The sequence below is a fragment of the Streptomyces sp. NPDC031466 genome, from assembly GCF_055581265.1.
The window spans coordinates 639,975-665,351 of sequence record NZ_JBVIJT010000002.1; the positions used below are offsets into that span (position 1 = coordinate 639,975).

Sequence of the window (25,377 nt, forward strand, 5' to 3'; positions counted from 1 at the left end):
ACTTCTTACGCAGAGCGCAGAGAGAGAGCACGACGACAGCCATGGCTGAGGCCCAGAATTCCCCGGTGGGATCGACGACCGCCGGATCCATCGCGGTGGCCGCCGAGTCCACCGTCGCCACCCGCATGAGCGCGCCCCCGTCCTTCGACGTGGCGAACTTCCCGGTCCCCCACGGCCGCGAGGAGGAGTGGCGGTTCACGCCGCTGGAGCGGCTGCGCGGGCTGCACGACGGCACGGCGGTGGCCGACGGCGGTATCCGTGTCGAGGTGAGCGCCCCCGACGGCGTCACCCAGGAGACGGTGGGCCGGGACGACGCGCGCGTCGGCAAGGCGGGCAAGCCCGTCGACCGCGTCGCCGCGCAGGCGTACTCGTCCTTCGAGAAGGCCTCGGTCATCACCGTCCCCAAGGAGACGGTCCTGACCGAGCCCATCCGCATCGGTGTGCACGGCGAGGGCGGCACCGCCTTCGCGCACCAGGTCATCGAGGTGGGCGCGTTCGCCGAGGCCCTGGTCGTCATCGACCATACCGGTGACGCCGTGCTCGCCGTCAACGTCGACTTCATCGTCGGCGACGGCGCCAAGCTCACCGTCGTCTCCGTCCAGGACTGGGACGACAAGGCGGTGCACGTCGCCCAGCACAACGCGCTGATCGGCCGCGACGCCTCCTTCAAGTCCGTCGTCGTCACCTTCGGCGGCGACCTGGTCCGCCTGCACCCCCGCGTGACCTACGCGGGCACCGGCGGCGAGGCCGAGCTGTTCGGCCTGTACGTCACCGACGCGGGCCAGCACCAGGAGCACCGCCTCCTGGTCGACCACAACACCCCGCACTGCAAGTCGAACGTCGTCTACAAGGGCGCGCTCCAGGGCGACAGCGCCCACGCGGTGTGGATCGGCGACGTCCTCATCGAGGCCGCCGCCGAGGGCACGGACACCTACGAGCTGAACCGCAACCTCGTGCTGACCGACGGCGCCCGCGTGGACTCGGTCCCGAACCTGGAGATCGAGACCGGCGAGATCGTCGGCGCGGGCCACGCCTCGGCGACCGGCCGCTTCGACGACGAGCAGCTGTTCTACCTCCAGTCGCGCGGTATCTCGCAGGAGGACGCGCGCCGCCTGGTCGTGCGCGGCTTCTTCGCCGAGCTGGTCCAGCAGATCGGTCTGCCGGACGTCGAGGAGCGCCTCCTCGCGAAGATCGAAGAGGAGCTGGAGGCGACGGTCGCATGACCTTCGTACGCGTCTGCGGACTGAGTGAGCTGTCGGAGGACACCCCCAAGCGGGTGGAACTCGACGGCACGCCGGTCTCGGTCGTCCACACCGAGGGCGAGGTGTTCGCCATCCACGACATCTGCTCGCACGCGAACGTCTCCCTCTCCGAGGGCGAGGTGGAGGACTGCCAGATCGAGTGCTGGCTGCACGGCTCCGCGTTCGACCTCCGCACCGGCAAGCCGTCCGGCCTCCCCGCGACGCGCCCCGTCCCCGTATACCCCGTAAAGATCGAAGGGGACGACGTGCTCGTCTCCCTCTCCCAGGAGTCCTGAGGCACCCATGGCAACGCTTGAAATCAAGGACCTGCACGTCACCGTCGAGGCCGACAACTCCACCAAGGAGATCCTCAAGGGCGTCGACCTGACCGTGAAGCAGGGCGAGACCCACGCCATCATGGGCCCGAACGGCTCCGGCAAGTCGACTCTCGCCTACTCCATCGCGGGCCACCCCAAGTACACGATCACCCAGGGCAGCGTGACCCTCGACGGCGAGGACGTCCTGGAGATGTCCGTCGACGAGCGCGCCCGCGCCGGCATGTTCCTCGCCATGCAGTACCCGGTCGAGGTCCCCGGCGTCTCGGTCTCCAACTTCCTGCGTACGTCGGCGACGGCGATCCGCGGCGAGGCCCCCAAGCTGCGCACCTGGGTGAAGGAGGTCAAGTCCGCGATGGAGCAGCTCCAGATGGACCCGGCCTTCGCCGAGCGCAACGTGAACGAGGGCTTCTCCGGCGGCGAGAAGAAGCGCCACGAGATCCTCCAGATGGAGCTCCTCAAGCCGAAGATCGCGATCCTCGACGAGACGGACTCCGGTCTGGACGTCGACGCGCTGCGCCAGGTCTCGGACGGCGTCAACCGCGTCCGTGAGACCGGCGAGGTCGGCACCCTGCTGATCACGCACTACACGCGCATCCTGCGCTACATCAAGCCCGACTTCGTGCACGTCTTCGCCAACGGCCGCATCGCCGAGTCGGGCGGCGCGGAGCTGGCCGACAAGCTCGAGGCCGAGGGCTACGAGGCTTACACGAAGGGCGGCGCATCCGCGTGACACAGTTGCCGGGCCTCCTCGACACCGAGGCGATCCGCAAGGACTTCCCGATCCTGGATCGCACGATCCACGACGGCAAGAAGCTCGTGTACCTGGACAACGCGGCGACGTCCCAGACGCCGCGCCAGGTCCTCGACGTACTGAACGAGTACTACGAGCAGCACAACGCCAACGTCCACCGCGGCGTGCACGTCCTCGCCGAGGAGGCCACGGCGCTGTACGAGGGCGCCCGCGACAAGGTCGCGGCGTTCATCAACGCGCCCAGCCGCAACGAGGTGATCTTCACCAAGAACGCCTCCGAGTCGCTGAACCTCGTGGCCAACATGCTGGGCTGGGCCGATGAGCCCTACCGCGTGGACCACGAGACCGAGATCGTCATCACCGAGATGGAGCACCACTCCAACATCGTGCCGTGGCAGCTGCTCTCGCAGCGCACGGGCGCGAAGCTGAAGTGGTTCGGCCTCACCGACGACGGACGTCTCGACCTGTCGAACATCGACGAGATCATCACCGAGAAGACGAAGATCGTCTCCTTCGTGCTGGTGTCGAACATCCTGGGCACGCTCAACCCGGTCGAGGCGATCGTGCGCCGCGCCCAGGAGGTCGGCGCGCTCGTCCTCATCGACGCCTCGCAGGCCGCGCCGCACATGCCGCTGGACGTGCAGGCGCTCCAGGCCGACTTCGTGGCCTTCACCGGCCACAAGATGTGCGGGCCGACGGGCATCGGCGTGCTGTGGGGCCGCCAGGAACTCCTGGAGGACCTGCCCCCGTTCCTCGGCGGCGGCGAGATGATCGAGACCGTGTCGATGAACTCGTCGACGTACGCTCCCGCGCCGCACAAGTTCGAGGCGGGCACGCCCCCGGTCTCCCAGGCCGTGGGCCTGGGCGCGGCCGTGGACTACCTCTCGGCCATCGGCATGGACAAGATCGCCGCGCATGAGCACGCGATCACCGAGTACGCGGTCAAGCGCCTCCTCGAAGTCCCGGACCTCAGGATCATCGGTCCGACGACGGCCGAGGACCGCGGCGCCGCGATCTCCTTCACGCTCGGTGACATCCACCCGCACGACGTGGGCCAGGTCCTGGACGAGGAAGGCATCGCGGTCCGCGTGGGTCACCACTGCGCCCGCCCCGTCTGCCTGCGCTACGGAATTCCCGCGACCACGCGAGCGTCGTTCTATCTGTACTCCACGCCCGGCGAGATCGACGCCCTTGTCGACGGCCTGGAGCACGTACGGAACTTCTTCGGCTGAGGGGCTGGCTGAGCACGTGAAGCTGGATTCGATGTACCAGGAAGTCATCCTGGACCACTACAAGCACCCGCACGGGCGTGGTCTGCGCGATGGCGACGCCGAGGTGCACCACGTCAACCCGACGTGCGGTGACGAGATCACCCTGCGTGTGAAGTACGACGGGTCGACGATCGCCGACGTGTCGTACGAGGGCCAGGGCTGCTCCATCAGCCAGGCCAGCGCGTCCGTCCTGAACGACCTGCTGGTCGGCAAGGAACTGGCCGAGGCGCAGAGGATCCAGGAAGTGTTCCTGGAGCTGATGCAGTCCAAGGGCAAGGTGGAGCCCGACGACGCCATGGAGGAGGTCCTGGAGGACGCGGTCGCGTTCGCCGGGGTCTCCAAGTACCCCGCGCGCGTCAAGTGTGCTCTGCTGAGCTGGATGGCGTGGAAGGACGCGACGGCGCAGGCGCTGGGCGAGAACGACGGTGCCGCCGCTTCGGGCGCCGCCGCTGAGAGGAAGACCGCATGAGCGAGAACGAGACCCTGACCACGAAGCCCGCTTCCGAGGAAGAGGTCCGCGAGGCGCTCTACGACGTCGTCGACCCCGAGCTGGGCATCGACGTCGTCAACCTCGGCCTGATCTACGGCATCCACGTCGACGACGCCAACATCGCCACGATCGACATGACGCTCACCTCGGCGGCCTGCCCGCTGACCGACGTCATCGAGGACCAGGCGAAGTCCGCGACGGAGGGCATCGTCAACGAGCTGCGGATCAACTGGGTCTGGATGCCGCCGTGGGGCCCGGACAAGATCACGGACGACGGCCGCGAGCAGTTGCGGGCGCTCGGCTTCAACGTCTGAGTCCGCTTGATCCATATGAGGGCCCCGGGCAGCTGTCCCGGGGCCCTCATCTCGTTACCGGCGCCGCTTCACCGCCTCGGCGAAGACGCGGAAGGCTGCGATGCGCTGATCGCCCCGCAGCCCCCGGAGCGTTGCGAGGTGGCCCACGAACAGGGTGACGACCACCGTCAGCGGCAGTCCTGCGAGCAGCAGGAGCTCGTGAGTGAGTGACATGGGTCCTGGCCTTTCGACGGAGAGCGGGCTTGGCGATCGCTTGGCCTCACGAAACCCGCACGCAGGGAGCCAGGTCCATCGCCCGCTCGACCGTCGAGGGAAGGGCCGCAGGTCAAGACGGGTATGCGGGATTTCCCGGCGGGACGCGGCTCACCGCGCAAAACCCCGCTCGGGGTCGCGGGCGTCGTCGGCGCGGAAGGGCTTGAACCAGTCCTCCGCCTCCAGGTTGGCCATGCCGAGTCGTTGGTTGACGAAGTTGCCGGAGTCCTCGATGCCCTGGGACCAGGGCTCGTACAGGAACAGGACGTCGGTGTCCTCGAACAGCACGTCCACGCAGAGGTTCCAGTCCCAGTCGTCGTGGTGCGGGGGGATCTCCGCCACCCACGGGGCCACCAGTTCCGGCTCGTCCACCACCATGTTCGAGGCGTGCTCGATGGCGACGTGCAAGGCCATCTCCTCGCCCGTGCACGTGGGGCGCGGCCAGTTTCCCGCCTTGATGTCCGACGCCAAGTCGTGGAAGCAGCGCGCCATTTGTCGGCGCCACCGAGCGTCCATGGACCAGGTGAGCACCGGCAGGTCGCTGAAGATGTAGGCGTACTTGTTCCGGAGGTCGATCCGCTTGTCGCCGATCTCCTCCAGCACGTCGTAGGCCATGTCCGAGGCGATCTCCAGGGCCGCTTCCAGGACTCGCAACGTGCGGGCGGTCGGGCCGTAACCGCTCTCCTCGTCCTCCCAGTCCTCCTCGCCGTCCTCCGTGACGCTTTCCTCGGCGGGCGGGGGCGGTGGCACGAGGCATTCCGGGACCGGCCCCGAGGTGGCTCTCGGCTCGTTGTAGTAGGACTCCGATACTTCGTCTCCGGCTTCCGCCGCCCTCCGGTACCAGGCGCCCGCGGCGCGCCTGTCCTGGTTGCGGAAGTGGAGGTTGCCCATGAGCCGCAGCGCCAGGACATCGCCCGCGTCGATGGCGAGTCGAAGCCACCGCACCGCTTCTTCCTTGTCACTTCGTTCGTGGAGGAGCCCCAGGGTGCGCATCGCGTCGATGTCGTCCGACTCCGCCAACGGCAGGAGGGCTCGTCGGCCCACGTCCATGCGGTCGTTGGCGTGGGCGGCCAGGGCGATGCTGAAGCGCTGGTGGCGGTGGGGGCTCCGGGCCAGAACGACTTCCCAGATCCTCTCCGGGATCAGCTCGGGGGAGGGGCCCCGGTCGCGCAGGTGGGCGTCCAGCAGATAGTCGAAGGCCCGGACGCCCTCACCCTCGGGGACCAGCAGGCGCGTGACACCTCCGTCGTGCGGGCTGCCGGCCCAGGAGAGAGCTTCGTCCAGCGGTTCAGGACCGATCAACTGCCTGTTGCGGCCCGGAAGATATGCCTCGTGCAGCTCGGTGAGCAGTTCCACGGACACCGGCTCGACCAGCCCTGCCAGGGCCACATCGATGGCGGCCCATACGAGTGCGGCGCCTCTGGGGTGGCCCTCCACGACTGAGGCGCTGGTCAGCTCGCGCCAGAGCTGAGGGCCCGCGGCAAGGGTCTCGGCGACTCCGAAGTCCTCTGCTTGTTCCAGGGCGAGGCGCAACCGCCCGTCATGGCGGGATCGCAGGTGCTCCCTGGCCCGTTCGAGCTCCGGGGCCGACCACAGGCGCGGCACCTCGAACTGTTCGGCGAGCCTGACCAGTTCGTCGGACGGCAGGTCCGCGAGGATGCGGGAGCGCATCGTGCCCAGCAGTACGGTTCCGGCTCTGCGCAGCGCCCGGATGTCCTGCAGGCTCAGGCCGCCGAGCCCCAGGAACTGCTCCATGTCGTTCAGCCAGAGGACACATCGCGTGTGGGCCTTGGCGGCCCGGACCGCCTCGGTGACGGCGGCCGGCAACTCCGTGACATGACGCGGGACGATGAGCAGGTGGTCGGGCAGGACCGCACGCATCGCTTCGTAGGCGCATCTCGTCTTGCCGGCTGTGGAGGCTCCGACGAGCAGGATCACCCCTCCGTCATCGCTCACACGGGCCAGCGCGGTGCGGACGGAAGTGTCGACGTCCCGCGGGATGTAGTCCGGTACGGCGTTGCCGTCCGCGGTGGTGCGCGCTCGATGGACTTTCAGTTCCAACGGGTCCGCGTCGCGTACCAGGAAGGTCGCGACGTGTGAGCCCGAGGCCGACACGGGCGCCCGCTGCGCGCGTTTGAAGAGGCGGCGCCACTTCTCGCGGTCGAGCTTTCCTTGCTCCAGTGAAGCCGCTCTCTCCAGGGCGGTGAGGAACGACTCCACCACGGCCCAGGAGGCGGGGATCCGCTCCCCCCTCTTCCAGGCACTGATCGCCGTGGTGCTGCACCTGGGCCGCCCGCCCCGCTGGGAGGCTCTGTCGATGCGGGCCAGGGTGGGCTTCGTCGCACCCGCGCGTGCCGCTTCTTCAATCGCTGATCCGATGGCCCGGGCGAACTCGTCGCGAGCCCCATCCCCGAATGTCGCGTGTTCCATGGCGGGATGGTGCCAAACACCACTGACAGTTCACTGCGGGGCCGGGTGTGCGACAGACGGCCGGGACGCCTCCGCCAGCGCCTGGGCCAGGCCCTCCGTGCGGATGCGGCGGTCGATGTAGAGCAGGGCCGTCACCAGGGGGAGGAAGAGCGAGGCCAGGAGTTGTGTGAGGAGGCTGGCCGCCAGGCCCGCGAGGGCGTAGAGGCCGAACTGGGAGCGCAGTTGGTCGAAGAGGATCTCCGACGTGTCGCTGTCCGGGGTCACGACGGGTGGCTCCGGGGCGGCGAACTGGAGGGGGAGCCGCAGCGCCAGGGACACGATCAGCACGATGAGCCCCGCGAGCAGCGAGATACCGAACGTGCGCCACCGGGCGCCGCGTACGAGGCGGGCGGAGCGGCGCAGTGCCGTGAGAGGCCCCGCCATTTCCAGGACCGCCGCGGTGGGGGCGAAGGCGAACGTGACGTACAGCCACGCCGACAGAGGGGTCACGACGAGCAAGAGGAGGAAGATCAGGCCCAAGGGGGCGCTCGAATCGGTCATGACCGAGACGAAGAAGGCGACGAAGAGCAGGGCGAGGACCACGAGCGGCAGCAGCAGGACGAGGGCGAGCAGCAGTGTCACGGCGGCCACCGACGGTGTCCGCGACCACGCCCCGCGCCACACCGCCCGGAACGTCGCGCGGCGGCCGAGGACCGCCTCGTGCAGGGTCTTCGCGCACGCGGCCTGGATGAAGGAGTTGACGGCCAGGCTGCCCAGCAGTCCCGTGAGCCAGACGGCGCCGAAGGCCAGCAGCAACGGCCGGCCGTGCTCCCAGGAGAAGGTGGCGCCCGGCGCGTACATGGCCCGGAACTCGTCGCGGGTGGCGGCGTGGGCGAGCAGGAGCGCGCCCGCCATCACCGCGGCCAGCAGGCCGTACGCGGCGGCCGCCGTACCGAAGAGCGGCTTGGCGTAGCGCCGCATCGCGGCGAAGGCGCCGCCGAACACGTGATCGACGCCGAGCGGGGCGAGGGGGATCACACCGGGCTTCGGTGGCGGAGGCGGCGGCGGGCCCCAGGGATGCTGTTGCCAGCCGTACGAACCCCATCCGGGACCCGGCCCCGCCTGAGGCCCCTGTGGCTGCTGCGGCCCCTGCGGCCCCTGCGGCCCGTGTGGTCCCCACCCCGGTGTGTCCGGCATCGCTCTTGCGCTCCATAGGTGTGCGTCGTGCGTCCTGTGGCCCCCCACAGAGATCGCGTCACCCTAACCGGTGCGGACGGGACGCCTTTGCGTACGCCCGTACACAACGATATGTACACTCGTACACATGGGATACGCGCTGCTCGCCGGGGCCATCACCGCGGAGGTGGCCGCCACCACGGCCATGACGTACAGCGAGGGGTTCAGCAGGCTGTGGCCCTCGCTGATCACGCTCGCCGGATACCTGATCGCCTTCACCCTCCTCGCGCAGACCCTCAAGACGCTCTCCGTGGGCACCGCCTACGCGATCTGGGCCGGCGTCGGCACCGCGGCCGTCGCCGCCATCGGCATGCTCTTCCTCGGGGAATCGGCCGGTCCGGTCAAGCTCGTCGGCCTCGCCCTCGTCATCGTCGGTGTCGTCGTGCTCAACCTCGGCGGGGCCCACTGATGCCCCGCCGCCACGACCCCGAGCGCCGCCAGCGGATCATCGACGCCGCGATCCGGGTGGTCGGCGCGAAGGGGATCGCCGGGCTCAGCCACCGCTCGGCCGCCGCCGAGGCCGACGTGCCGCTCGGCTCCACCACGTACCACTTCAAGACGCTCGACGAGCTGCTGGTCGCCGCGTTGCGGCAGGCCAACGAGGGCTTCGCGAAGGCGGTGGCCGCGAGCGGCGCCTTCGCGGACCCGCGCGCCGACCTCGCCGCGGAGCTCGCCCGGCTCCTCGGCGACTGGCTCGCGGGGGAGCGCACCGGCGTCGAGCTGGAGTACGAGCTGTACCTCGCCGCCCTGCGCAGACCCGCCCTGCGCCCCGTGGCCGCCGAGTGGTGCCGGGGCGTCACCGACGTGCTGACACCCCGCACCGACCCCGTCACCGCGCGCGCCCTGGTCGCCCTGATGGACGGGATCTGCCTCCAGGTGCTGCTCACCGGCGGGACCTACGACGAGGCGTACGCGCGCGAGATGCTCGGCCGGCTGCTGGCGCCCGCGCAGGGGCGGCCCGGACCCTGAGACCGGTTCGCCCGCGCGAGGCCGCTCCGGTTAGGTTTCACCCATGACCGACACGAACGCACCCCGCACCACCGGCGCCATCGCCGCAGGCCTCGCCACCGTCACCGCCGAGGGCACCGTCCTCGACACCTGGTTCCCCGCGCCCGAACTCGTCGCCGAGGCCGGCCCGGCCGGCAGCGAGCGGCTGAGCGCCGAGCGCGCCGTGGAGCTGCTCGGCGAGGGCGCCGCCCAGGCCATCGGGCCGGACGCCCGCCGTGGCGTGGAGGTCATCGCCGTACGTACGGTCATCGCCTCCCTCGACGACAAGCCGCTGGACGCCCACGACGTCTACCTCCGTCTGCACCTGCTCTCGCACCGCCTGGTCAAGCCGCACGGCGTCAACCTCGACGGCCAGTTCGGCTTCCTCGCCAACGTCGCCTGGACCTCGCTCGGCCCGGTCGCCGTCGACGACGTCGAGAAGGTGCGGCTCAACGCCCGCGCCGAGGGCCTGCACCTCGCCGTGACGTCCGTCGACAAGTTCCCGCGCATGACCGACTACGTCGTGCCGAAGGGCGTCCGCATCGCCGACGCCGACCGCGTCCGCCTCGGCGCGCACCTCGCCGAGGGCACCACGGTCATGCACGAGGGCTTCGTGAACTTCAACGCGGGCACGCTCGGCACCTCCATGGTCGAGGGCCGCATCTCCGCCGGCGTCGTCATCGGCGACGGCTCGGACATCGGCGGCGGCGCCTCCACGATGGGCACGCTGTCGGGCGGCGGCAACGTCCGCATCGTCATCGGCGAGCGCTGCCTGATCGGCGCCGAGGCGGGCGTCGGCATCGCGCTCGGTGACGAGTGCGTCGTCGAGGCGGGCCTGTACGTCACGGCCGGCACCCGCGTGACCATGCCCGACGGGCAGATCGTCAAGGCCCGCGAACTCTCCGGCGCCTCGAACGTCCTCTTCCGCCGCAACTCCGTCACCGGCACGGTAGAGGCCCGCCCGAACAACGCGGTCTGGGGCGGCCTCAACGAGATCCTGCACAGCCACAACTGACCCACGACGGGGCGGCCGAGCGCCCGCGGCCGCCCCGCCCCCCAGCGCGCCGGGCCGCCGCCGGCCCTCCGCGCCGGCCGACCTGCTACAACTGCGGGGTGGCCGCCGCTGGGCGCGGGGCCGGGCGACAGGGGGAAGTCATATGCGCGGAACAGGTGTGCGGGCGCTGGCTCTGGGGGCCGTGACCGTGTGCGGGCTGCTGGTCGGGTGCGGGCAGAGCGCCGGGCAGGTCCAGGGGGACGGCCAGGGCGTCGAGCGGGAGGTCAGCCGGGCCGTGGCGGGCGACCACGGTTACCCGCTGCGCAAGAGCGACATCCCCTGGAGCGGGAGCCCGAGCCCCTTCAACGCCCAGGTCAAGCTCGCCGACGGGCGGCGCGTGGCCATGCACTACATGCGGGGCAAGGGACTCTACGTACAGGACTACAGCCCCCGGGCCAGGGGCTGGTCCAAGCCGGCCGTGGTCCACAGGACCAGGACCGACGCCTGCCAGGGGATCACCCTCAAGGCCAAGGACGGCACCGTCGCCGCCTTCGGGGACTTCGGTGTGTACTGCGCGGACGGCGAGCCGCCCACCGAATCGGTCGCCACCGTGGCCACGGGCCGGCTGACCACCTGGGACAAGCACCTCACCAAGGACTTCGACGGCTGGGAGAAGATCGCCGTCGCCTCCGGGGGCAAGAAGGTCACCTTCAGCCGGGGCGGCACCACGCTGCGCTGGACCAAGGCGGCCGGCTTCCCCGCCGGGAGCTGAATCCCCGCCCCTCCCCGCTCTCCAGGAGCGGTCGCCCCTCGGGGTGACCGCTCCTTTTTCTCTTTCCTCCCGGCAGGAGGCATAGCGGGGCCCTGCCGGACCCGTCCTCACTGGTACGGGAGGGCAACGGGCCCCCCAGGGAGCGAAGGTGACGATGGATGCCGAAGAGCAGGACAGTTTCCGGGAGTTCGTGGCGAGCAGATCGCCGGCGCTGCTGAAGACCGCGGTGCTGCTCAGCGGCGGCGACCGGCACGCCGGCGAGGACCTGCTGCAGAACGCGCTGGTCAAGGCCGCGGCCCGCTGGCGCCGCATCGACGAGCCGGAGGCGTACGTACGGCGCGTCCTCTACCGCCAGCAGGTCAGCCGGTGGCGGCTGAAGTGGCCGCGCCGCGAACTGGCCGTCGCCGACCCGCCGGAGAGCGCCGCCTCGGGGGACGGCGCGTCCGCCGCGGAGCTGCGCGTCGTGCTGCGCGGGGCGCTCGCCAAGCTCACCACGCGCCAGCGGACCGTACTGGTGCTGCGTTACTTCGAGGACCTGCCGGAGGCGGACGTCGCCCGACTCCTCGGCTGCTCCGTCGGCACGGTGCGCAGCACGACGCACCGCTCCCTCGCCCGGCTGCGCAGCCTCGCTCCCGACCTGGAGCGCCTCGACCGGCCGGACGCCGAACCCCGGCCGGCGTCCCGCGACTTCTCGCCCATGGAGGTATGACCGTGAACGTGGAAGAACTGGTGCGCGAGTCGCTGCGGGAGCAGGCCGACCAGGGCGCGCCCCCGCCGGGTGACCTCGCCGACCGGGTGCTGGCCGCGCGGCGCCGCCGCCGGGCCCGGACGATCACCGGCGCGTCGCTCGCCGTCGTGACGGCGGCGGTGGTGGCCGTCGCGGTGCCGAGCCACGACCCGGGGCCCCACGAGGCGCGTCCGGCCAGTGAATTGCAGAGCGGTGACGTCGTCGCGCACCCGGGGCAGACACCGCCCCGGGACCTGATCGCCGTCGGCGACACGGCGCTCGCCGCGTACAGCACGCGCAGCCGCGTCAAGCTGCCGGACGGCGACGAACTGGTCGAGCGCACCTACCACCTGCTCGACCAGCGGACGGGCACCTACCGCAAGGACGCCCGGTGGGCGTGGCTGGCCGTCGCCCCCGGCCTGCGCACCGCCGCGGTCGTCGAACGGGGGCTGCCCGCACAGCGGGTCGGCCTGCTGAACCTGCTGACCGGGGAGGTCGAGCGCTGGATCCCGGTGCGGCGGGGCGTCGCCGGCCTCGCGTTCTCACCGGACGGCGGAAAACTCGTCGCCACGACCTACGCGAAAGACCCGGACCGGCTCGACATGGACCGGCCGATCCACGACGGCAACCACAAGCGGCCCGGCCCCGGCGAACCGAGCAGGACCGGCTTCTACGTCATCGACGTGGCGTCGGGCGAGGCGCACTGGAGCGCCGTGGAGATGCAGTCCGACAAGCCCGACGAGTTCGGGCTCTCCGGCATCAACGCCCGGGAGGACTTCGGGTTCAGCCGGGACGGCACCCTCGTCCTCTCCGGTCTCACCACCGCGCCGTACCAGCAGTACTACGACTTCGAGGGCCGCGAGCGGAGCGCCCCGCCGCAGGAGAAGCACCTGCGTCCGTACAACGAGGCCGGGCTCTCGCCGGACGGGAAGCTCGCCGCGGGCGACTTCGCGGGGAGCGCCGGAACCACCGCGTCCGAGGTCATCGACCCCGCGACCGGCAAGCGCGTCGCCAAGGTGCCCGGCCAGCAGCTGCTCGCCTGGGCCGACTCGCGGCGGCTCATCGCCTGGGACATCGAACCCGGCACGAGCGAATACCGGCAGCGGCTCGTCCTCGTCACCATCGGCGACCGCAAGACCGTTCCGCTCAGCGGCTACCGCTCGACGAAGGAGGACTCCGCCGGACGCTGGACGCCGGTCTTCGCCGAACGGTGAGGAGCGGTGCGGAGCAGTGCGCGACGGTGAGGAGATGACGTACGCACTGGTGCCAACTCGGCCCTGTATGGGTCACCATGGCACAACAGTCGGTCCCTAGGAGGCGTCATGAGGCTCGGCAAGGCACTCGCGACCGGTATCGCCGAAGAGCAGCCGCGACAGGAGGAGACGGCGCGCGCGGACGAGACGGCGCGCGCGGACAGGGCGTCCGCATCCCGTCCCTGCCCGAAGGCCCCGGAGTCCGTGCCGGAGCCCCGGCCCGTCGAGGCCGCGGTCACCCGATGAGGGCGCGGCTCCCCGAGGAACGCCCGACGGAGCCGCCGACCGGATACAAGATCGCCCGCCCGGTGCTGTCCCACGACGGCACCCGGGCCGCCTTCACCGGCGTCTCCCTCGGCGCGGGCCTGCCCTACGGAGTGCTCGACGAGGCGCGCTGCGTCTACGGCAGACGGCACAGCGCCCCCAGCCGCCGCTGTGACTGCGGCTTCCACTGCGTGCACGACCGCGCCACCGCCGAGGGGCTGCTGTGCACCGCCGAACACCGCGGGGCGGTGCTCCTCGAAGTGACGGTGCTCGGGGCGTACATCCGCTTCGAGCGCGGCTTCCGGTACGCCAGGCAGCGGGTGCGGTGTGCGACCGTGCCGCCGTGCGGCTGCGGCGCCCCCGCCTCGCTCCTGGCCGACGCCGGGTGGGGCAGGCCGGGGTGGCGGGTCCTCGAAGCGGCGTGCGGGCGGTGCCGGGGTGGGCGGCAGGCCGTGTCCGTCGCCGGGTTCGCGCGGCTCGCGGGCGAGGGGCTCACCGTCGTCGCGCCCGCCCCGCCCACCTCCCCGGACGGGCCCGCGGGCCCGCTCGCGGGGGTCGGGATGCCCGAACTGATGGCCGAGGCCGCGCTTCTCCAGGCACGCCTGGACTGGTTCCAGGCCGAGTTGTCCCGGCTGGCCGGGGATCAGCGGGGATAGCGCGGCCGGGCGCGGGTACCCGGGCCTCCCAGCCAGAAGGGAGGCGGCACCCGTGACCGGGACCATGGACGAGCAGCCGACGCGCGAGAACGCGCAGCACTCGGTGGGTCAGCTCGTCGAGCAGGCCACCACACAGCTTTCGGAGCTCGTGCGCCAGGAGATGCGGCTCGCCGCACAGGAGATGGCCGAGAAGGGCAAACGCGCGGGCCGCGGCGGCGGACTCATCGGCGCGGCCGGCGCGATCTCGTACGTAGGGCTCATGGCCCTGTCCGCCACGGCGATCGCGGCGCTCTCGCTCGCCCTGCCCGTCTGGGCGGCGGCCCTGATCGTCACCGGCGTCCTCTTCGCCGTGGCCGGGGTACTGGCCGTGCTGGGACGCGGCCAGCTGGCCCGCGCGGTTCCGCCCGTGCCGCAGGAGGCCATCGACAGCGTCAAGGCGGACGTCGAGGAGATCAAGGAAAGGGCGCACCGATGACGAATATGCCGGAGGATTCCGAGAAGACGGGCGTGAAGGGGCCGGACGAACTGCGCCGGCAGATCGAGGAGACCCGCGGGCGACTCGGCGAGACCGTCGAGGAACTGGCCGCGAAGGCGGATGTGAAGACCCGCGCCCGGCAGCGCGCCGAGGCGGTCAAGGGCCAGGTACGAGGAACGGCGGCACAGGTGAAGGAAAAGATGACCGAGCAGGCGGCGCGCGCGAAGAGCAAGGCGACGGACGAGGCGGGACACGCGAAGAACGCGACCGCCGAGGGCGCGGCGCAGGCCAAGGGCAAGGCGATCGAGGGCGCGGCCCAGGTGAAGGGCAAGGCCATCGAGGGCGCCGCTCTGGCGAAGGGCAAGGCCATCGAGGGCGCCGCCCAGGTGAAGGGTGCCGTGCTCGGGGCCAAGGCGCGTGCGGAGGAGCACCAGGCCGTGGCACAGGCCGAGGAGAAGGTCGCCGAGGCGGCCCGGATCGTGCAGGAGAAGACCCCCGAGCAGGTCAAGGCCGTGGCGAACGGCGTCGTACGGGCCGGCAGCCGGCGCCCCGGCGCGTTCGTCGCGGCGGGAGCGGGCGTGCTGCTCGCGTACGTGCTGCTGCGCGGCCGGAAGCGGGGTGGGCGCTGATGAGCAAGGTCACGGTGCTGTACAAGCCGCTCGGCATGGCCTTCGGCATGCTCGGCGGCATGGTCGCGAGCTCCCTGTTCGCCCGTACGTGGAAGGCGGTGGCGGGCGAGGACGACGCCCCGGACGCCCACGACGAGGACCGGAACCTGCGCGAGATCCTCGCCGCCGCCGCGCTCCAGGGCGCGATCTTCGCCGTGGTCAAGGCGGCGGTGGAACGCGGCGGCGCGGTCGGCGTACGCCGTGTGACGGGCCGCTGGCCCGGCTGAACGTCCTTCGCGGGGCCTCCGGTCCGGGGCGAGCGCCTTGTGGCGCCCCTGGGCCGGGGGCCCTTCGCTGGTTGTGGGCCTTCGGCCAGAGGGCGCCGGGGCTGGGCGTGGCGCTACCGCTGACGGCCCGGCCGCGTCGGCAGGGCGGCGCGGCCGATGTGAAGGCGTAGGCGTGTCCGGGGCGCCGCGCAGGGGGTCCTCGGCACGCCCGGGAAGCGCCGTGAGGGCGCGTTGACGGGGTCCGGTGGGCGGAGGAAGCTCGGCCCATGACCACCACGCAGCACCATCCGTACGCACGCTACGTCGCGCTGGGGGACAGCCAGACCGAAGGCCTCGGGGACGGCGACGAGACGTACGGCTACCGGGGCTGGGCCGACCGGCTCGCCGAGATACTCGCCGCGGCCAACCCCGACCTCACCTACGCCAATCTCGCCGTGCGCGGCCGGCTGACGGCGGGGATCAAGGCGGAGCAGCTGGGCCCCGCCCTCGCGCTGAAGCCCGATCTGGTGACCGTCATGGCGGGCATGAACGACCTGGTGCGGCCGGGCTTCGACGCCGGACGCGTCGCCGCCGACATCGAGGAGATGTTCACCGAACTGACCGCGGCGGGCGCGCACGTCGCCACCGTGACCTTCCCCGACCTCGGGCGCATCTCCCCGCTCGCGCGGCGCGCGCTGCCCCGCGTCCTGGACCTGAACGCCCGGATCCGGGCGGCCGCCGACCGGCACGGGGTGACCGTGCTCGACACGTTCCCGCACCGGATCACCACCGACCCGCGCCTGTGGAGCGGCGACCGCATGCACGCGAGCCCGCTGGGCCACGCGAGGATCGCCGCGGGGATGGCGGACGCCCTCGGCCTGCCGGGGCACCGGAGCTGGCTGACCGCGCTGCCGCCGCTCGCCCGGGCGTCGGTGTTCGCGCAGGTGACGGCGGAGGCACGCTGGTGCGCGGGGTTCATGGGGCCGTGGCTGTGGCGGCGGATGCGGGGGCGCTCGTCGGGAGACGGCCGGCAGGCCAAGCGCCCCGTCCTCGGCGCGGTGCACACCGGAGTGTGAACGGGCTTGACCTGAACCGCGCTTGAGGTCGGAGCGTGGTGCGTGCACCGGAGCCGGACCCCACCGGCACCGCGACGACCCGCACCGACGAACGGATGGACAGTCATGTCTGCGACCAGGACCCTCCGCACCGCCACCCTGCCCGACCCGACCCACCCGGACGTGGGCCTCACCTTCTTCAGCACGTGGGACACCGGGTCGCCCGAACGGCAGCAGGCCACCCTGGACGCCATCGCACGGGCCTGGGAGAGCCGTCCCTGGCCGCACGAGGGGCTGCTGTCGTACACCGTGTACGCGGGCGGTGACGGCACGACGCTCCTGCACCACTCCCAGTGGCGCGACGAGGAGGCCTACCAGGACTTCTTCGCCAGTCCGGCGAACGGCAGGGACGCCCGCAACGCCGACATCGACGCGGCCGTGCCGGGCATCGCCCGCCTCTCCCTCTCCAAGACGCGGCTCCACCGCGGCTGGCACGCCGACGCGGACCGCGACGACCGGCGGGTCGGCGCGATCGTGGTCGTACAGGTCGACTTCGACGGTCCCGACGCCGACCGCCAGCGCGCCTGGATCGACGGCGTGCTGGCGGCCCTGGACAGTGACCCGGTCCGGGACAAGGGACTGATCTCGGCGCACTTCCATGCCACCACGGACGGCACCAAGGTCGTCAACTACGCGCGGTGGGAGACCGAGCAGGCCCACATCGACGCGCTCGCCGCGGCGGGCGACGGCGTCGGCTCGCCGACACCGCAGTGGCGGCGGGTGCGCGACTTCCCCGGCGTCACCTCCGGCGGATCGGTCGCCCGGTACCGCTTCGCGTACCGCCTCATACCGAGCTGAGCGTAGATCCCGGGCCGCCTGCCGCCGCTCGCCGCGCCCGCCTGGACAGCCGGGGCCGGTGGCGGGACGGTGGCGGGACGGTGGAAGGCTCCGGACGGTGCCGCTCGGTGGCGACCGGAGTCGACGGGGACCCCGAGGGAGTCGGTATGAGCGACGGCGGCAAGGAGTTCGAGATAGCCCGCGAGTTCGAGGTCGAGGGCTCGCCGGCCGAGGTCTGGGCCGCCCTCACCACCGGCACCGGCGGCTGGCTGTGGCCCATGCGCTACGAACCGCGCGAGGGCGGTGCCGCCCCTTTCGGCGGCACCGTCACCCGCTGGGACCCGCCGCACCGCCTCACCGCCCGGGTCGAGGACCCGGACGGGGTGCGCGGCCAGGGGCTCGACCGGCTGGACCACACCATCGAGCCCCGGGACGGCGGCCGCCGCTCCTGGCTGCGCTACGTCCACAGCGGCGTCTTCACCGAGCACGGGCACGACCAGTACGAGGACGCCGCGAAGCGCGTCGACTTCCACCTGCACACCCTGCGCCAGTACCTGGCCTACTTCGGGGGCCGCGCCGCCGTCTTCTGCGCCCTCAACGGCCCGCCCGGCTCGGCCGGACCGGACGCCTTCGCGCGCCTGGCCCGCGCCCTCGGCCTGCCCGACGACGCGAGCGAGGGGGCCCGCGTCCGCGTGGAGGCGCCGGGCGCGGAACTGGACGCCGTGATCGACTTCCGCAGCCGGTACTTCATCGGCCTGCGGACGGACGACACCCTGCACCGCTTCTTCGGCCGCAACCACTTCGGCGCGCCGGTGGCCGTCCGCGTGCACGACTTCGGCCCGCACGCGGACGCCAAGCGCACCGAACTGGCCTGGCAGGACTGGCTCCACCACCTCTACGGCTGAGCCGGCCCCGCCGCCTGCCCGTTACGGCCTGAAGAGCTACGGCTTGAAGCGCTACGGCTTGAAGCGCAGCACCTGCGGGTCGTGGTCGCTGTTCTGGTCGGCGAACTCCGCGTTGATGTGCACACTGTCGTAGGAGAAGCCGTCGCCGACGCCGGGGCTGGTCAGGATCTGGTCGAGGACCTGCGAGTTGCCCTGGTAGACGTACGAGTAACGCTCGCTCCTCGGCAGCGACTTGACGGCCGCGTACAGGGCGCCACCGTCCTGGAGGGCCTTGGCGGTCGCCGAGAACTCGAAGTCGTTGATGTCGCCGAGCACGACGACGTCCGCGTCGCGCTGGACCTCGCGGATGTCCTTCACGAAGCCGTTCACGGCCTGCGCCTGCTTGACTCGCTGCGTCTCCGAGGAGCGTACCGGCGGCTGGTGGTGTGAGGTGAGGCCCTCGTCGCCGCCCTTGGAGGCGAAGTGGTTGGCGATCACGATGACCGTGCGGCCACGGAAGACGAACTCCCCGGCCAGCGGCTTGCGGCTGTTGGTCCACGCCTCGTTCTGCGGGTCGATCCGGCCGGGGGAGTGGCTCAGCGCGGCCCGCTTGCCCGCGCGGACGACCTCGGTCGCCGTCGTCGCGTCCCCGCCCGCGCGCTCGGTGAAGGAGACCCGCTCGGGGTTGAAGAGGAACACCTGGCGGATGTTGCCGCCCGGCTCGCCGCCGTCCTTGTTGTTCACCGGGTCGATGGAGCGCCACTCGTAGCGCGGCCCGCCCGCGGCGGCGATCGCGTCCGTGAACTTGCGCAGGGTCGCGCCCGCGGCGACCGTGCCGTCGTTCTTCGCGCCGTTGTCGTCCTGGATCTCCTCCAGGGCGACGATGTCGGGCGAGGCGAGGTTCGTCACGACCGCCCCGGCGAGCGCGTCGAACTTCTCCTGCGGGTCCGTGGGGTCGAGATTCTCGACGTTGTACGTGGCCACGGCCAGCTCACCCTTGGCCTGGCGCCGCGTCTTCTCCCGCACGAGGCCCTTGTCGCGGACGTCGCCCAGCTCGCGGGCGGCGAGGGTGTAGCCGCCGAACTGGTTGAAGTCCAGGGGACCGGCCGCGCCGCCGGTCAGCACATCGCCGACGTTCGCCTTCGGGAAGGGGTGCTCGGAGACCGGCGCGAGCTGCTGGATCTGGAGCCGGCCGCCGTTCTGCGCGTCGTAGGAGCCGTAGACGGTGCCGCCGCGCCGGTCGCGGTGCTCGTGCGGCTTCACCGTCACCCACAGCTCGTTGTACGGGTCACTCGCCCCGACCACCCGCGAGGTGCCGACACTGACGTTCATGCCCTCCAGGGACTCGTAGAGGTCCAGGGCGTACGTACGGGGCTTCAGCGGCAGCCCGTTGACGCTGTTGCCCTGCGCCGGGTCACCGGCGGGCGCGTAGCGGGCGGGCACCGCCCGTGCGTCGATCCGCACCGGCGCGGGCAGCGCGTTGCCGGAGGACTCCACCGTCACCGTCGGTTTGGTGAGCTGCGTGAGCGACTGGTTGCCGGAGCCGGTGCCCCCGGGGACGTACTCCCCGACCGTGCCGGAGACTCGCACCGCGTCGCCCGGCTTGACGGTGAGCGGCGCCGAGCCGGTGAAGACGAAGACGCCCTCGCTGGTGGCCGGGTCCGCGTCGGCCTGCGCGGACTGGAGCCAAAAGCCCTTGGAGCCGTAGGTCCGCACGCCGGTGACGATGCCGGGGACGTCGGTGACCTGCTGCCCGGCCAGCGGGGAGACACGGGTGGTGCCCTGGATGTCGTGGACGCCGACCCCGTCGGCCGAGGCGGCGGAGGAGGAGGCGGCGAGCAGGCCGGCCGCCAGGGCGGTGGCGACGACTGCACTGACCGCGGCCGTTCTGGAGGTGCGGGGCGTCGGTATCTGCGGCATGAGGGGCTCCGGATGAGGGTGAGGGAAAACGGTGCGGCGGTGCGGCGTCGCGCGGGGCCGGGCGGGGCCACGCGGGTGCTCTACGCGCGTCAATCTCTTGCCTGACCAGGGCAGTTGTCAAGGTTGTGCGGGCATTCCCGCACCCCGCGTCTTCTGACAGGGACATGAACCGGGCGGCATGGGGCCAAATCCGTCTAGGCTTGCGCCCTGCCCGACCCTTCCCCGAGCTCCGGACGCCGTTCGAGCTGGGGAGCCCCCCATCCGCCGGAGGAGAACCAGCCGATGTCCGTAAGCCCCGCCACCCTGCCGCCGGTGCTGCTGCACTCCGAAGCGGAGCTCGCGCGGGCCGCGCTCGCCACCCCGCTGCTCTCCCGCGCCGTCCGGCTCGCCCGCTGGACCGGCCCGGGGACCCGGGTGGGCGCGGGTGGCGAGCTGGTCGAGGCCCAGCTCCCGGCGGCCGCCGCCGAGCTGGGTCTCGCGGCGGACGACCCGGACGCGGCTGCGCTCGCGAGCGAGGCCTGGCGGATCGCCGTGGACACCGGCCTGGTCGACGTCACGGACGCCGAGGAGGAGGGCGCGCAGGGCACCGCCGCCCAGGGCGAGGAGCTGGCCCTGCTCTCCTCCGGCGGCCCGCAGGACGTCCTCGGCATCTGGCTCGGCGCCCTGGACACCGTGTACGCGGACGCCACCGTGCCCGACATGGAGAACCTCCTGGACGTCCTGGAGGAGAACGGCGAGGTGAACTTCGACGAGCTGGGCTGGGACCCGCAGGCGGAGGCCGACTTCCTCGACGGCGTGCTCGGCAACCTCTACCTGCTCACCGTGGGCGACGCCGCGGCCGGCGGGGGGCCGGTCCCGCTGCCCGCGCTCGCCGCCTCGATGATCGTCCCCGACGACATGGGCGAGCCCACGGACGACGTCCTGGAGCAGGTGTCGGACGCGATGATGAGGCTCGACGACCAGTTCCGCCTCTTCGAACCGCTCGGCCTGGTCGAGTACCAGCCGGTCGACGAGGCCCTCATGGCCGAGATCGACGACGAGGGCAGCGACGAGGTGCGGGAGCCCGACCCGGTCGACGACGAGGACGTCACCCGCTACGGCATGGTCCGGCTCACCCCCCTCGGCCTGTACGGCGTCCGCGCCCGCATGCTGGAGGCCGGCGTCGACGCGCCCGCCGTCGGCGACCTCGCGGACAAGGGCGCCGACGCGCTCCTGGCGGGCACCTCCGGCTTCCCGCAGGCCGCCGCGCAGGCGGAGATCGAGCAGTGGCTCGCCCGGCACGAGCCGCTCGGCGCGGCGCGCGAGCTGCTGGCCGCCGCCCGCGGCGGCGACGAGGGCGCGCCGCTGCGCAGGCTCCGCTGCCAGCAGGCGCTCTCCCTGGTCGGCGGCGAGGCGGAGCCCGCTCTCCGGGAGGTGCTCGACGACCCGGAGCTCGGCGGTCTCGCCCGGGTGTGGCTCGCCGAGCAGGGCGCCGCGGACGTACCCGCGCCGTCCGAGGCGCTCATCTTCTGGCTGACCATCGACACGCTGGCCGCGCAGCTCGCCGCCGAGGGCAACTCCGACGAGCTGCAGGGCCTCGTCGAGGGCCTCGCACAGCAGCACAGCGGCTTCTTCGCCCAGGCGTGGCGGGTGGAGCACCCCGCGACGGCGGACGTCCTGGACGCGATGGGCCGGCTGCACCCTGACAAGAAGGTGGCCAAGGAGGCCCGCAAGGCGGCCTTCAAGGCGAGGTCGCAGCAGGGGCTGTGACAGGGCCGACCGTCGGGTGGGCGCGTATCGCCCCGCCCGCCCGGCGGTCGGGTTCACGCAAGGTGGCCCTTCGGCGTCGAACGGCGTTCAACCGCCGTTCAAGCGCGGGCGGGACGGTTTCGGCGACGGCAGCCGGTCGTACGCATCCGCCTCAGCGCCCCAGGAGAAACCATGTCGCTCGCCCGCAGGGACCTCACCAGACGCTCCGCGCTCTCCGGGGCGGGGGTCGCCCTGGCCGGCAGCGTCGGCGCGCTCGCCACCGCACCCGGCGCGCTCGCCGCCACCGAGACCGACACCGACCACGGCACCGACCCCGGCGACGTGGGGGCGGACGCGGAAGCGCGGGGCCACGGACACCACGACCCCGGCTACGGCCCGCTGCTCCCCGACCCGAAGGGCCTGCTGGCCCTGCCCGCCGGGTTCTCCTACCGCGTCCTGACCCACAGCGGGAAGACGAAGCTGGAGAGCGGCGAGTACACCCCCTCGCACCACGACGGCACCGCCGCCTTCGCGGGCCCGCGCGGCACCACCCTCCTCGTCAACAACCACGAGCTGGGCGGCCCCCGCGGCAAGTGGGAGCACCCCGTCCCGCTCACCGAGGGGCTGGTGTACGACCCGGCCGCGTCCGGCGGCTGCACCGTGGTCGAGGTCCACCGCGACGGGCGGGTCGCCGAATGGGTCGCCATCGCGGGCACCGCCACCAACTGCGCCGGCGGCAGCACTCCCTGGGGCACCTGGCTGACCTGCGAGGAGACCGAGGACAAGGCCGGCCGCAACGGCATGACCAAGGACCACGGCTACGTCTTCGAGGTCGACCCCGTGGACCGGCGCGCCAACCGCGCCCCCAAGCCCGTCAAGGCGCTCGGCCGCTTCGCCCACGAGGCCGTCGTGGTCGACCCGAGGCGCGGTCACCTCTACCTCACCGAGGACGCCTCCGGGCCCAACGGCCTGCTCTACCGCTGGAGCCCGCCGCACGGCTTCGAGCACGGCCGCGGCAGGCTGCGCACCCTCGCCGACGACGCGGGCGTCCTGAAGGCCCCGAAGTGCTTCGACTCCGGCGGCCGCTTCGTCGACGACCTGTCCCGCGCCACCCGGATCGGCACGGTGTACGGCGTGGACTGGGTGGAGGTCCCCGACCGCGACGCGCGGACCGTGCCGGTGCGCCAGCAGTTCGACGACGGCGACATCACGCGCGCCCGCAAGCTCGAGGGCATGTGGTGGGGCGACGGCGGCGTCTACGTCGTGTCCTCCTTCGCCCGCGCCGAGAGCCCCGTACAGCATGACGGGCAGGTGTGGTTCTACCACCCCGGCCGCCGCACCCTGACCCTGAAGGTGCTGCTCGGCGTGAACCCCGACCCGGGCCGCGACGGCGCCTTCGACGGCCCCGACAACATCACCGTCTCGCCCTACGGCGGTCTGGTCGTCGCCGAGGACGGCGACGGCGTCCAGCACCTGTTCGGCGCGACGGAGCGCGGCCGGACGTACCCCATCGCGCGGAACGAACTCAACCTCGGCACGGAGGACGACCCGGAGTACAGCGAGTTCACCGGCGTCACCTTCTCGCCCGACGGCCGCACGCTGTTCGCCAACATTCAAAAGCCCGGCATCCTGCTGGCCATCACCGGCCCGTGGAAGCGGCAGCGGCGCTGAATCGCCTGACCGGGCGTGAGAGGTGTCACGATTTCGCCGCTTCCGGCGGCCCGCCGGCGCGGCCCACCGGCTCCTCGGGGCCGCGATGCCGGTGATCCGTGCCTCCGGTACCTTCTTCGCCGGGGGACTCACCGCCGAGGCCCTGGCACCCCTGGCGTCCGGCGCGACAATCCGGGCGGTTACTGGCCATATCGGTGTCGTCCGCGGCTCCGAACGCGGGTGGCGGCGGGTGCGGTCTCACCCGATACGGCGAGACGGCCCCTCCGGACAGGGGGCGAACCGATCATGGAAAACACCCCCGGCACCAGCCGCTTGTGTGTCTGTTCCATACCGATGTGAAAGCGGTGTGAGCTCGGAGCATGGTGCGGGGGGTGTCCGGGGGCGCATACTTCGAATATGACGAGGCCCGCCGGCTCGCGCCGCCACCTGCCGAACAGTCCCTTCAACGTGCCCGCTCCGCCCGCACCACCCGTAGAGCAGTTCGCCGTGGGCGACCGGGTCTCCCACGACCAGTACGGACTCGGGAGGATCGTCGGCGTCGAGGGAGAGGACGCGGTCGTCATCGACTTCCAGGGACGCCAGGGACGCTTCCTGAGCCCCTACTCGAAGCTGTCCAAGCTCTGACGCCCGACCGCTGACCTGACACACGTGAGGGGCGGTGGACCGCATGTCGCGGTCCGCCGCCCCTCACGCATGTCCGGCTACAGCGCCTGGGCCGCCGGCTTCACCATGCCGCGGACCGTGCGCGACTTGACGAACTGGCCCATGCCGGTCATTTCCCACTCGCCGGTGAACTGCTTGATCAGCTTGGCCATCATGACGCCCGTCTGCGCCTCGGCGTTCGTCAGGTCGAAGCGGACCAGCTCCTCGCCGGACGCCGCGTCGATCAGACGGCAGTACGCCTTCGCGACCTCGGTGAACTTCTGGCCGGAGAAGGAGTTCACCGTGAAGACCAGGCCCGTGACGTCCTGGGGGAGGCGGCCGAGGTCCACGACGATCACCTCGTCGTCACCGCCGCCCTCGCCCGTGAGGTTGTCGCCGGAGTGCTTGATCGCGCCGTTGACGATCGACAGCTTGCCGAAGTAGCAGCTGTCCACGTGGTTGCGGTTCGGGCCGTAGGCGATGACGGAGGCGTCCAGGTCGATGTCCTTGCCGCGGAAGGCGGGCTCCCAGCCGAGGCCCATCTTGACCTGGGAGAGCAGCGGCTTGCCGCCCTTGACCAGGGACACCGTCTGGTTCTTCTGCAGGCTGACCCGGCCCTTGTCCAGGTTGATCTTCCCGGCGCCGGGGGCGGGCGCGGCGGGGGCCGGGGGAGCGGCGGGCGCGCTCGGCGCGGCCTGACGCGGGTCGGCGACCGGCGGGGGCGGGCCCTGGACCGGCTGCCCCACGGGGGGCGCCATCGGGGCAGCGGGGGCGGCGGCCGGGGCCGGGGCGGGCTCCTCGACCGAGACGCCGAAGTCCGTCGCGATGCCCGCGAGGCCGTTGGCGTACCCCTGGCCGACCGCGCGGGCCTTCCACGCGCCGTTGCGCAGGTAGATCTCGACGATCACCAGGGCCGTCTCGGAGCCGAGCTGCGGCGGGGTGAAGGTGGCGAGGACGGAGCCGCTGTCCGCGTCGCGGATGGTGGCGGTGGGCTCGATGCCCTGGAAGGTCTGGCCCGCCGCGTCCGGGCTCGCGGTCACGACGATCTTCTCGATGCCGGCCGGCACGGCGGCCGTGTCCACGATGACCTTGTCGGGGGTCGTGCCGCCACCCGACTGATAGGTCACGCCGGGGCCCGAGGGCTGGTTGAAGAAGATGAAGTCGTCGTCGGAGCGCACCTTGCCGTCGGCGGTGAGCAGCAGGCCCGATACGTCGAGCCGCACCGGGGCGGCGACGTCCACCGCCACGCGGGCGGCGGTCAGCGGGATGTTCGAGCCGGGGGTCATAGCTGTCATGCCAGAGGTAACGAACGACCCCGCTTTACCGTTCCCTTACT

28 protein-coding genes are annotated in these 25,377 nt (G+C 72.0%); 23 read left to right on the plus strand and 5 right to left on the minus strand.

Going from position 1 to position 25,377, the window contains the following annotated elements; genetic code table 11:
- The first annotated feature begins 41 nt into the window (after positions 1-41).
- The 6 genes from sufD to ACZ5GP_RS05740 are packed head-to-tail and all read left to right on the plus strand — an operon-like array spanning position 42 to position 4,405.
- Positions 42-1,223, plus strand: a complete 1,182-nt coding sequence (gene sufD, locus ACZ5GP_RS05715) for a Fe-S cluster assembly protein SufD (RefSeq protein WP_468749552.1) — start codon at positions 42-44, stop codon at positions 1,221-1,223.
- A complete protein-coding gene (locus tag ACZ5GP_RS05720) occupies positions 1,220-1,537 on the plus strand; it encodes a bifunctional 3-phenylpropionate/cinnamic acid dioxygenase ferredoxin subunit (RefSeq protein ID WP_361084352.1) in 318 nt (105 codons plus the stop codon). The genes sufD and ACZ5GP_RS05720 overlap by 4 nt, the downstream gene beginning before the upstream one ends.
- Positions 1,538-1,544: 7 nt before the next feature.
- Positions 1,545-2,309: a Fe-S cluster assembly ATPase SufC gene (gene sufC / locus ACZ5GP_RS05725; RefSeq protein ID WP_125512037.1), complete on the plus strand. Its 765-nt coding sequence runs from the start codon at positions 1,545-1,547 to the stop codon at positions 2,307-2,309.
- Entirely contained in the window at positions 2,306-3,562 is a 1,257-nt protein-coding gene (locus ACZ5GP_RS05730; RefSeq protein ID WP_358583777.1) for a cysteine desulfurase, read from the plus strand. Before sufC ends, ACZ5GP_RS05730 begins: the two co-directional genes overlap by 4 nt.
- Positions 3,563-3,578: 16 nt before the next feature.
- On the plus strand, positions 3,579-4,070 hold the full coding sequence (sufU, locus tag ACZ5GP_RS05735) for a Fe-S cluster assembly sulfur transfer protein SufU (RefSeq protein WP_358583775.1): 492 nt from the start codon (positions 3,579-3,581) through the stop codon (positions 4,068-4,070).
- Positions 4,067-4,405 (plus strand): metal-sulfur cluster assembly factor, encoded by a 339-nt coding sequence (locus ACZ5GP_RS05740; RefSeq protein WP_030784222.1) that lies wholly within the window; start codon positions 4,067-4,069, stop codon positions 4,403-4,405. The genes sufU and ACZ5GP_RS05740 overlap by 4 nt, the downstream gene beginning before the upstream one ends.
- 54 nt (positions 4,406-4,459) lie before the next feature.
- On the opposite strand, the gene ACZ5GP_RS05745 is transcribed toward ACZ5GP_RS05740, so the two are convergent.
- From ACZ5GP_RS05745 to ACZ5GP_RS05755, 3 genes are all read right to left on the minus strand, one after another.
- Complete coding sequence (locus ACZ5GP_RS05745) at positions 4,460-4,618, minus strand: hypothetical protein (RefSeq protein WP_468749553.1); 159 nt, start codon at positions 4,616-4,618, stop codon at positions 4,460-4,462.
- Positions 4,619-4,768: 150 nt separating this feature from the next.
- Positions 4,769-7,087 carry a tetratricopeptide repeat protein gene (locus tag ACZ5GP_RS05750; RefSeq protein ID WP_468749554.1) on the minus strand — a complete coding sequence of 773 codons (2,319 nt, stop codon included), beginning with the start codon at positions 7,085-7,087 and terminating at the stop codon, positions 4,769-4,771.
- Positions 7,088-7,117: 30 nt separating this feature from the next.
- Positions 7,118-8,104, minus strand: a complete 987-nt coding sequence (locus ACZ5GP_RS05755; RefSeq protein WP_468749555.1) for a DUF7847 domain-containing protein — start codon at positions 8,102-8,104, stop codon at positions 7,118-7,120.
- A 286-nt stretch (positions 8,105-8,390) separates the two neighbouring features.
- Between ACZ5GP_RS05755 and ACZ5GP_RS05760 the strand changes: the two genes are divergently transcribed.
- The 14 genes from ACZ5GP_RS05760 (at position 8,391) to ACZ5GP_RS05825 (ending at position 18,101) form a co-directional block, all read left to right on the plus strand.
- Complete coding sequence (locus ACZ5GP_RS05760) at positions 8,391-8,711, plus strand: DMT family transporter (RefSeq protein WP_468749556.1); 321 nt, start codon at positions 8,391-8,393, stop codon at positions 8,709-8,711.
- Complete coding sequence (locus tag ACZ5GP_RS05765) at positions 8,711-9,271, plus strand: TetR/AcrR family transcriptional regulator (RefSeq protein ID WP_468749557.1); 561 nt, start codon at positions 8,711-8,713, stop codon at positions 9,269-9,271. Before ACZ5GP_RS05760 ends, ACZ5GP_RS05765 begins: the two co-directional genes overlap by 1 nt.
- A 43-nt stretch (positions 9,272-9,314) precedes the next feature.
- Positions 9,315-10,304, plus strand: coding sequence for a 2,3,4,5-tetrahydropyridine-2,6-dicarboxylate N-succinyltransferase (dapD, locus tag ACZ5GP_RS05770; RefSeq protein WP_468749558.1), 990 nt, complete (start codon positions 9,315-9,317; stop codon positions 10,302-10,304).
- A 142-nt stretch (positions 10,305-10,446) separates the two neighbouring features.
- A complete protein-coding gene (locus ACZ5GP_RS05775) occupies positions 10,447-11,055 on the plus strand; it encodes a hypothetical protein (RefSeq protein ID WP_468749559.1) in 609 nt (202 codons plus the stop codon).
- Positions 11,056-11,209: 154 nt separating this feature from the next.
- Positions 11,210-11,764: a SigE family RNA polymerase sigma factor gene (locus ACZ5GP_RS05780; protein WP_468749560.1), complete on the plus strand. Its 555-nt coding sequence runs from the start codon at positions 11,210-11,212 to the stop codon at positions 11,762-11,764.
- A complete protein-coding gene (locus tag ACZ5GP_RS05785) occupies positions 11,761-12,996 on the plus strand; it encodes a WD40 repeat domain-containing protein (RefSeq protein WP_468749561.1) in 1,236 nt (411 codons plus the stop codon). Before ACZ5GP_RS05780 ends, ACZ5GP_RS05785 begins: the two co-directional genes overlap by 4 nt.
- 108 nt (positions 12,997-13,104) lie before the next feature.
- Positions 13,105-13,281 (plus strand): hypothetical protein, encoded by a 177-nt coding sequence (locus tag ACZ5GP_RS05790; RefSeq protein WP_468749562.1) that lies wholly within the window; start codon positions 13,105-13,107, stop codon positions 13,279-13,281.
- Positions 13,278-13,955, plus strand: coding sequence for a hypothetical protein (locus ACZ5GP_RS05795; RefSeq protein ID WP_468749563.1), 678 nt, complete (start codon positions 13,278-13,280; stop codon positions 13,953-13,955). The genes ACZ5GP_RS05790 and ACZ5GP_RS05795 overlap by 4 nt, the downstream gene beginning before the upstream one ends.
- Before the next feature lie 52 nt (positions 13,956-14,007).
- Entirely contained in the window at positions 14,008-14,430 is a 423-nt protein-coding gene (locus tag ACZ5GP_RS05800) for a phage holin family protein (RefSeq protein WP_468749564.1), read from the plus strand.
- Positions 14,427-15,059 (plus strand): DUF3618 domain-containing protein, encoded by a 633-nt coding sequence (locus ACZ5GP_RS05805; RefSeq protein WP_468749565.1) that lies wholly within the window; start codon positions 14,427-14,429, stop codon positions 15,057-15,059. The genes ACZ5GP_RS05800 and ACZ5GP_RS05805 overlap by 4 nt, the downstream gene beginning before the upstream one ends.
- Complete coding sequence (locus ACZ5GP_RS05810) at positions 15,059-15,325, plus strand: DUF4235 domain-containing protein (protein WP_468749566.1); 267 nt, start codon at positions 15,059-15,061, stop codon at positions 15,323-15,325. The genes ACZ5GP_RS05805 and ACZ5GP_RS05810 overlap by 1 nt, the downstream gene beginning before the upstream one ends.
- 266 nt (positions 15,326-15,591) lie before the next feature.
- Positions 15,592-16,380: an SGNH/GDSL hydrolase family protein gene (locus ACZ5GP_RS05815; protein ID WP_468749567.1), complete on the plus strand. Its 789-nt coding sequence runs from the start codon at positions 15,592-15,594 to the stop codon at positions 16,378-16,380.
- 105 nt (positions 16,381-16,485) lie between these two features.
- Positions 16,486-17,217, plus strand: a complete 732-nt coding sequence (locus tag ACZ5GP_RS05820; RefSeq protein WP_468749568.1) for an antibiotic biosynthesis monooxygenase — start codon at positions 16,486-16,488, stop codon at positions 17,215-17,217.
- Between the two features lie 146 nt (positions 17,218-17,363).
- Entirely contained in the window at positions 17,364-18,101 is a 738-nt protein-coding gene (locus ACZ5GP_RS05825; RefSeq protein WP_468749569.1) for an SRPBCC family protein, read from the plus strand.
- 51 nt (positions 18,102-18,152) lie between these two features.
- Here ACZ5GP_RS05825 and ACZ5GP_RS05830 read toward each other — a convergent pair whose 3' ends face one another.
- On the minus strand, positions 18,153-20,000 hold the full coding sequence (locus ACZ5GP_RS05830) for an endonuclease/exonuclease/phosphatase family protein (RefSeq protein WP_468749570.1): 1,848 nt from the start codon (positions 19,998-20,000) through the stop codon (positions 18,153-18,155).
- Positions 20,001-20,282: 282 nt separating this feature from the next.
- On the opposite strand from ACZ5GP_RS05830, the gene ACZ5GP_RS05835 reads away from it, so the two are divergent.
- From ACZ5GP_RS05835 to ACZ5GP_RS05845, 3 genes are all read left to right on the plus strand, one after another.
- Entirely contained in the window at positions 20,283-21,749 is a 1,467-nt protein-coding gene (locus ACZ5GP_RS05835) for a hypothetical protein (protein ID WP_468749571.1), read from the plus strand.
- Positions 21,750-21,920: 171 nt separating this feature from the next.
- Positions 21,921-23,399: an alkaline phosphatase PhoX gene (locus ACZ5GP_RS05840; RefSeq protein ID WP_468749572.1), complete on the plus strand. Its 1,479-nt coding sequence runs from the start codon at positions 21,921-21,923 to the stop codon at positions 23,397-23,399.
- 396 nt (positions 23,400-23,795) lie between these two features.
- Positions 23,796-24,023 carry a CarD family transcriptional regulator gene (locus ACZ5GP_RS05845; RefSeq protein WP_358586269.1) on the plus strand — a complete coding sequence of 76 codons (228 nt, stop codon included), beginning with the start codon at positions 23,796-23,798 and terminating at the stop codon, positions 24,021-24,023.
- Between the two features lie 77 nt (positions 24,024-24,100).
- Here ACZ5GP_RS05845 and ACZ5GP_RS05850 read toward each other — a convergent pair whose 3' ends face one another.
- Entirely contained in the window at positions 24,101-25,327 is a 1,227-nt protein-coding gene (locus ACZ5GP_RS05850; protein WP_468749692.1) for a TerD family protein, read from the minus strand.
- Between the last annotated feature and the right edge of the window lie 50 nt (positions 25,328-25,377).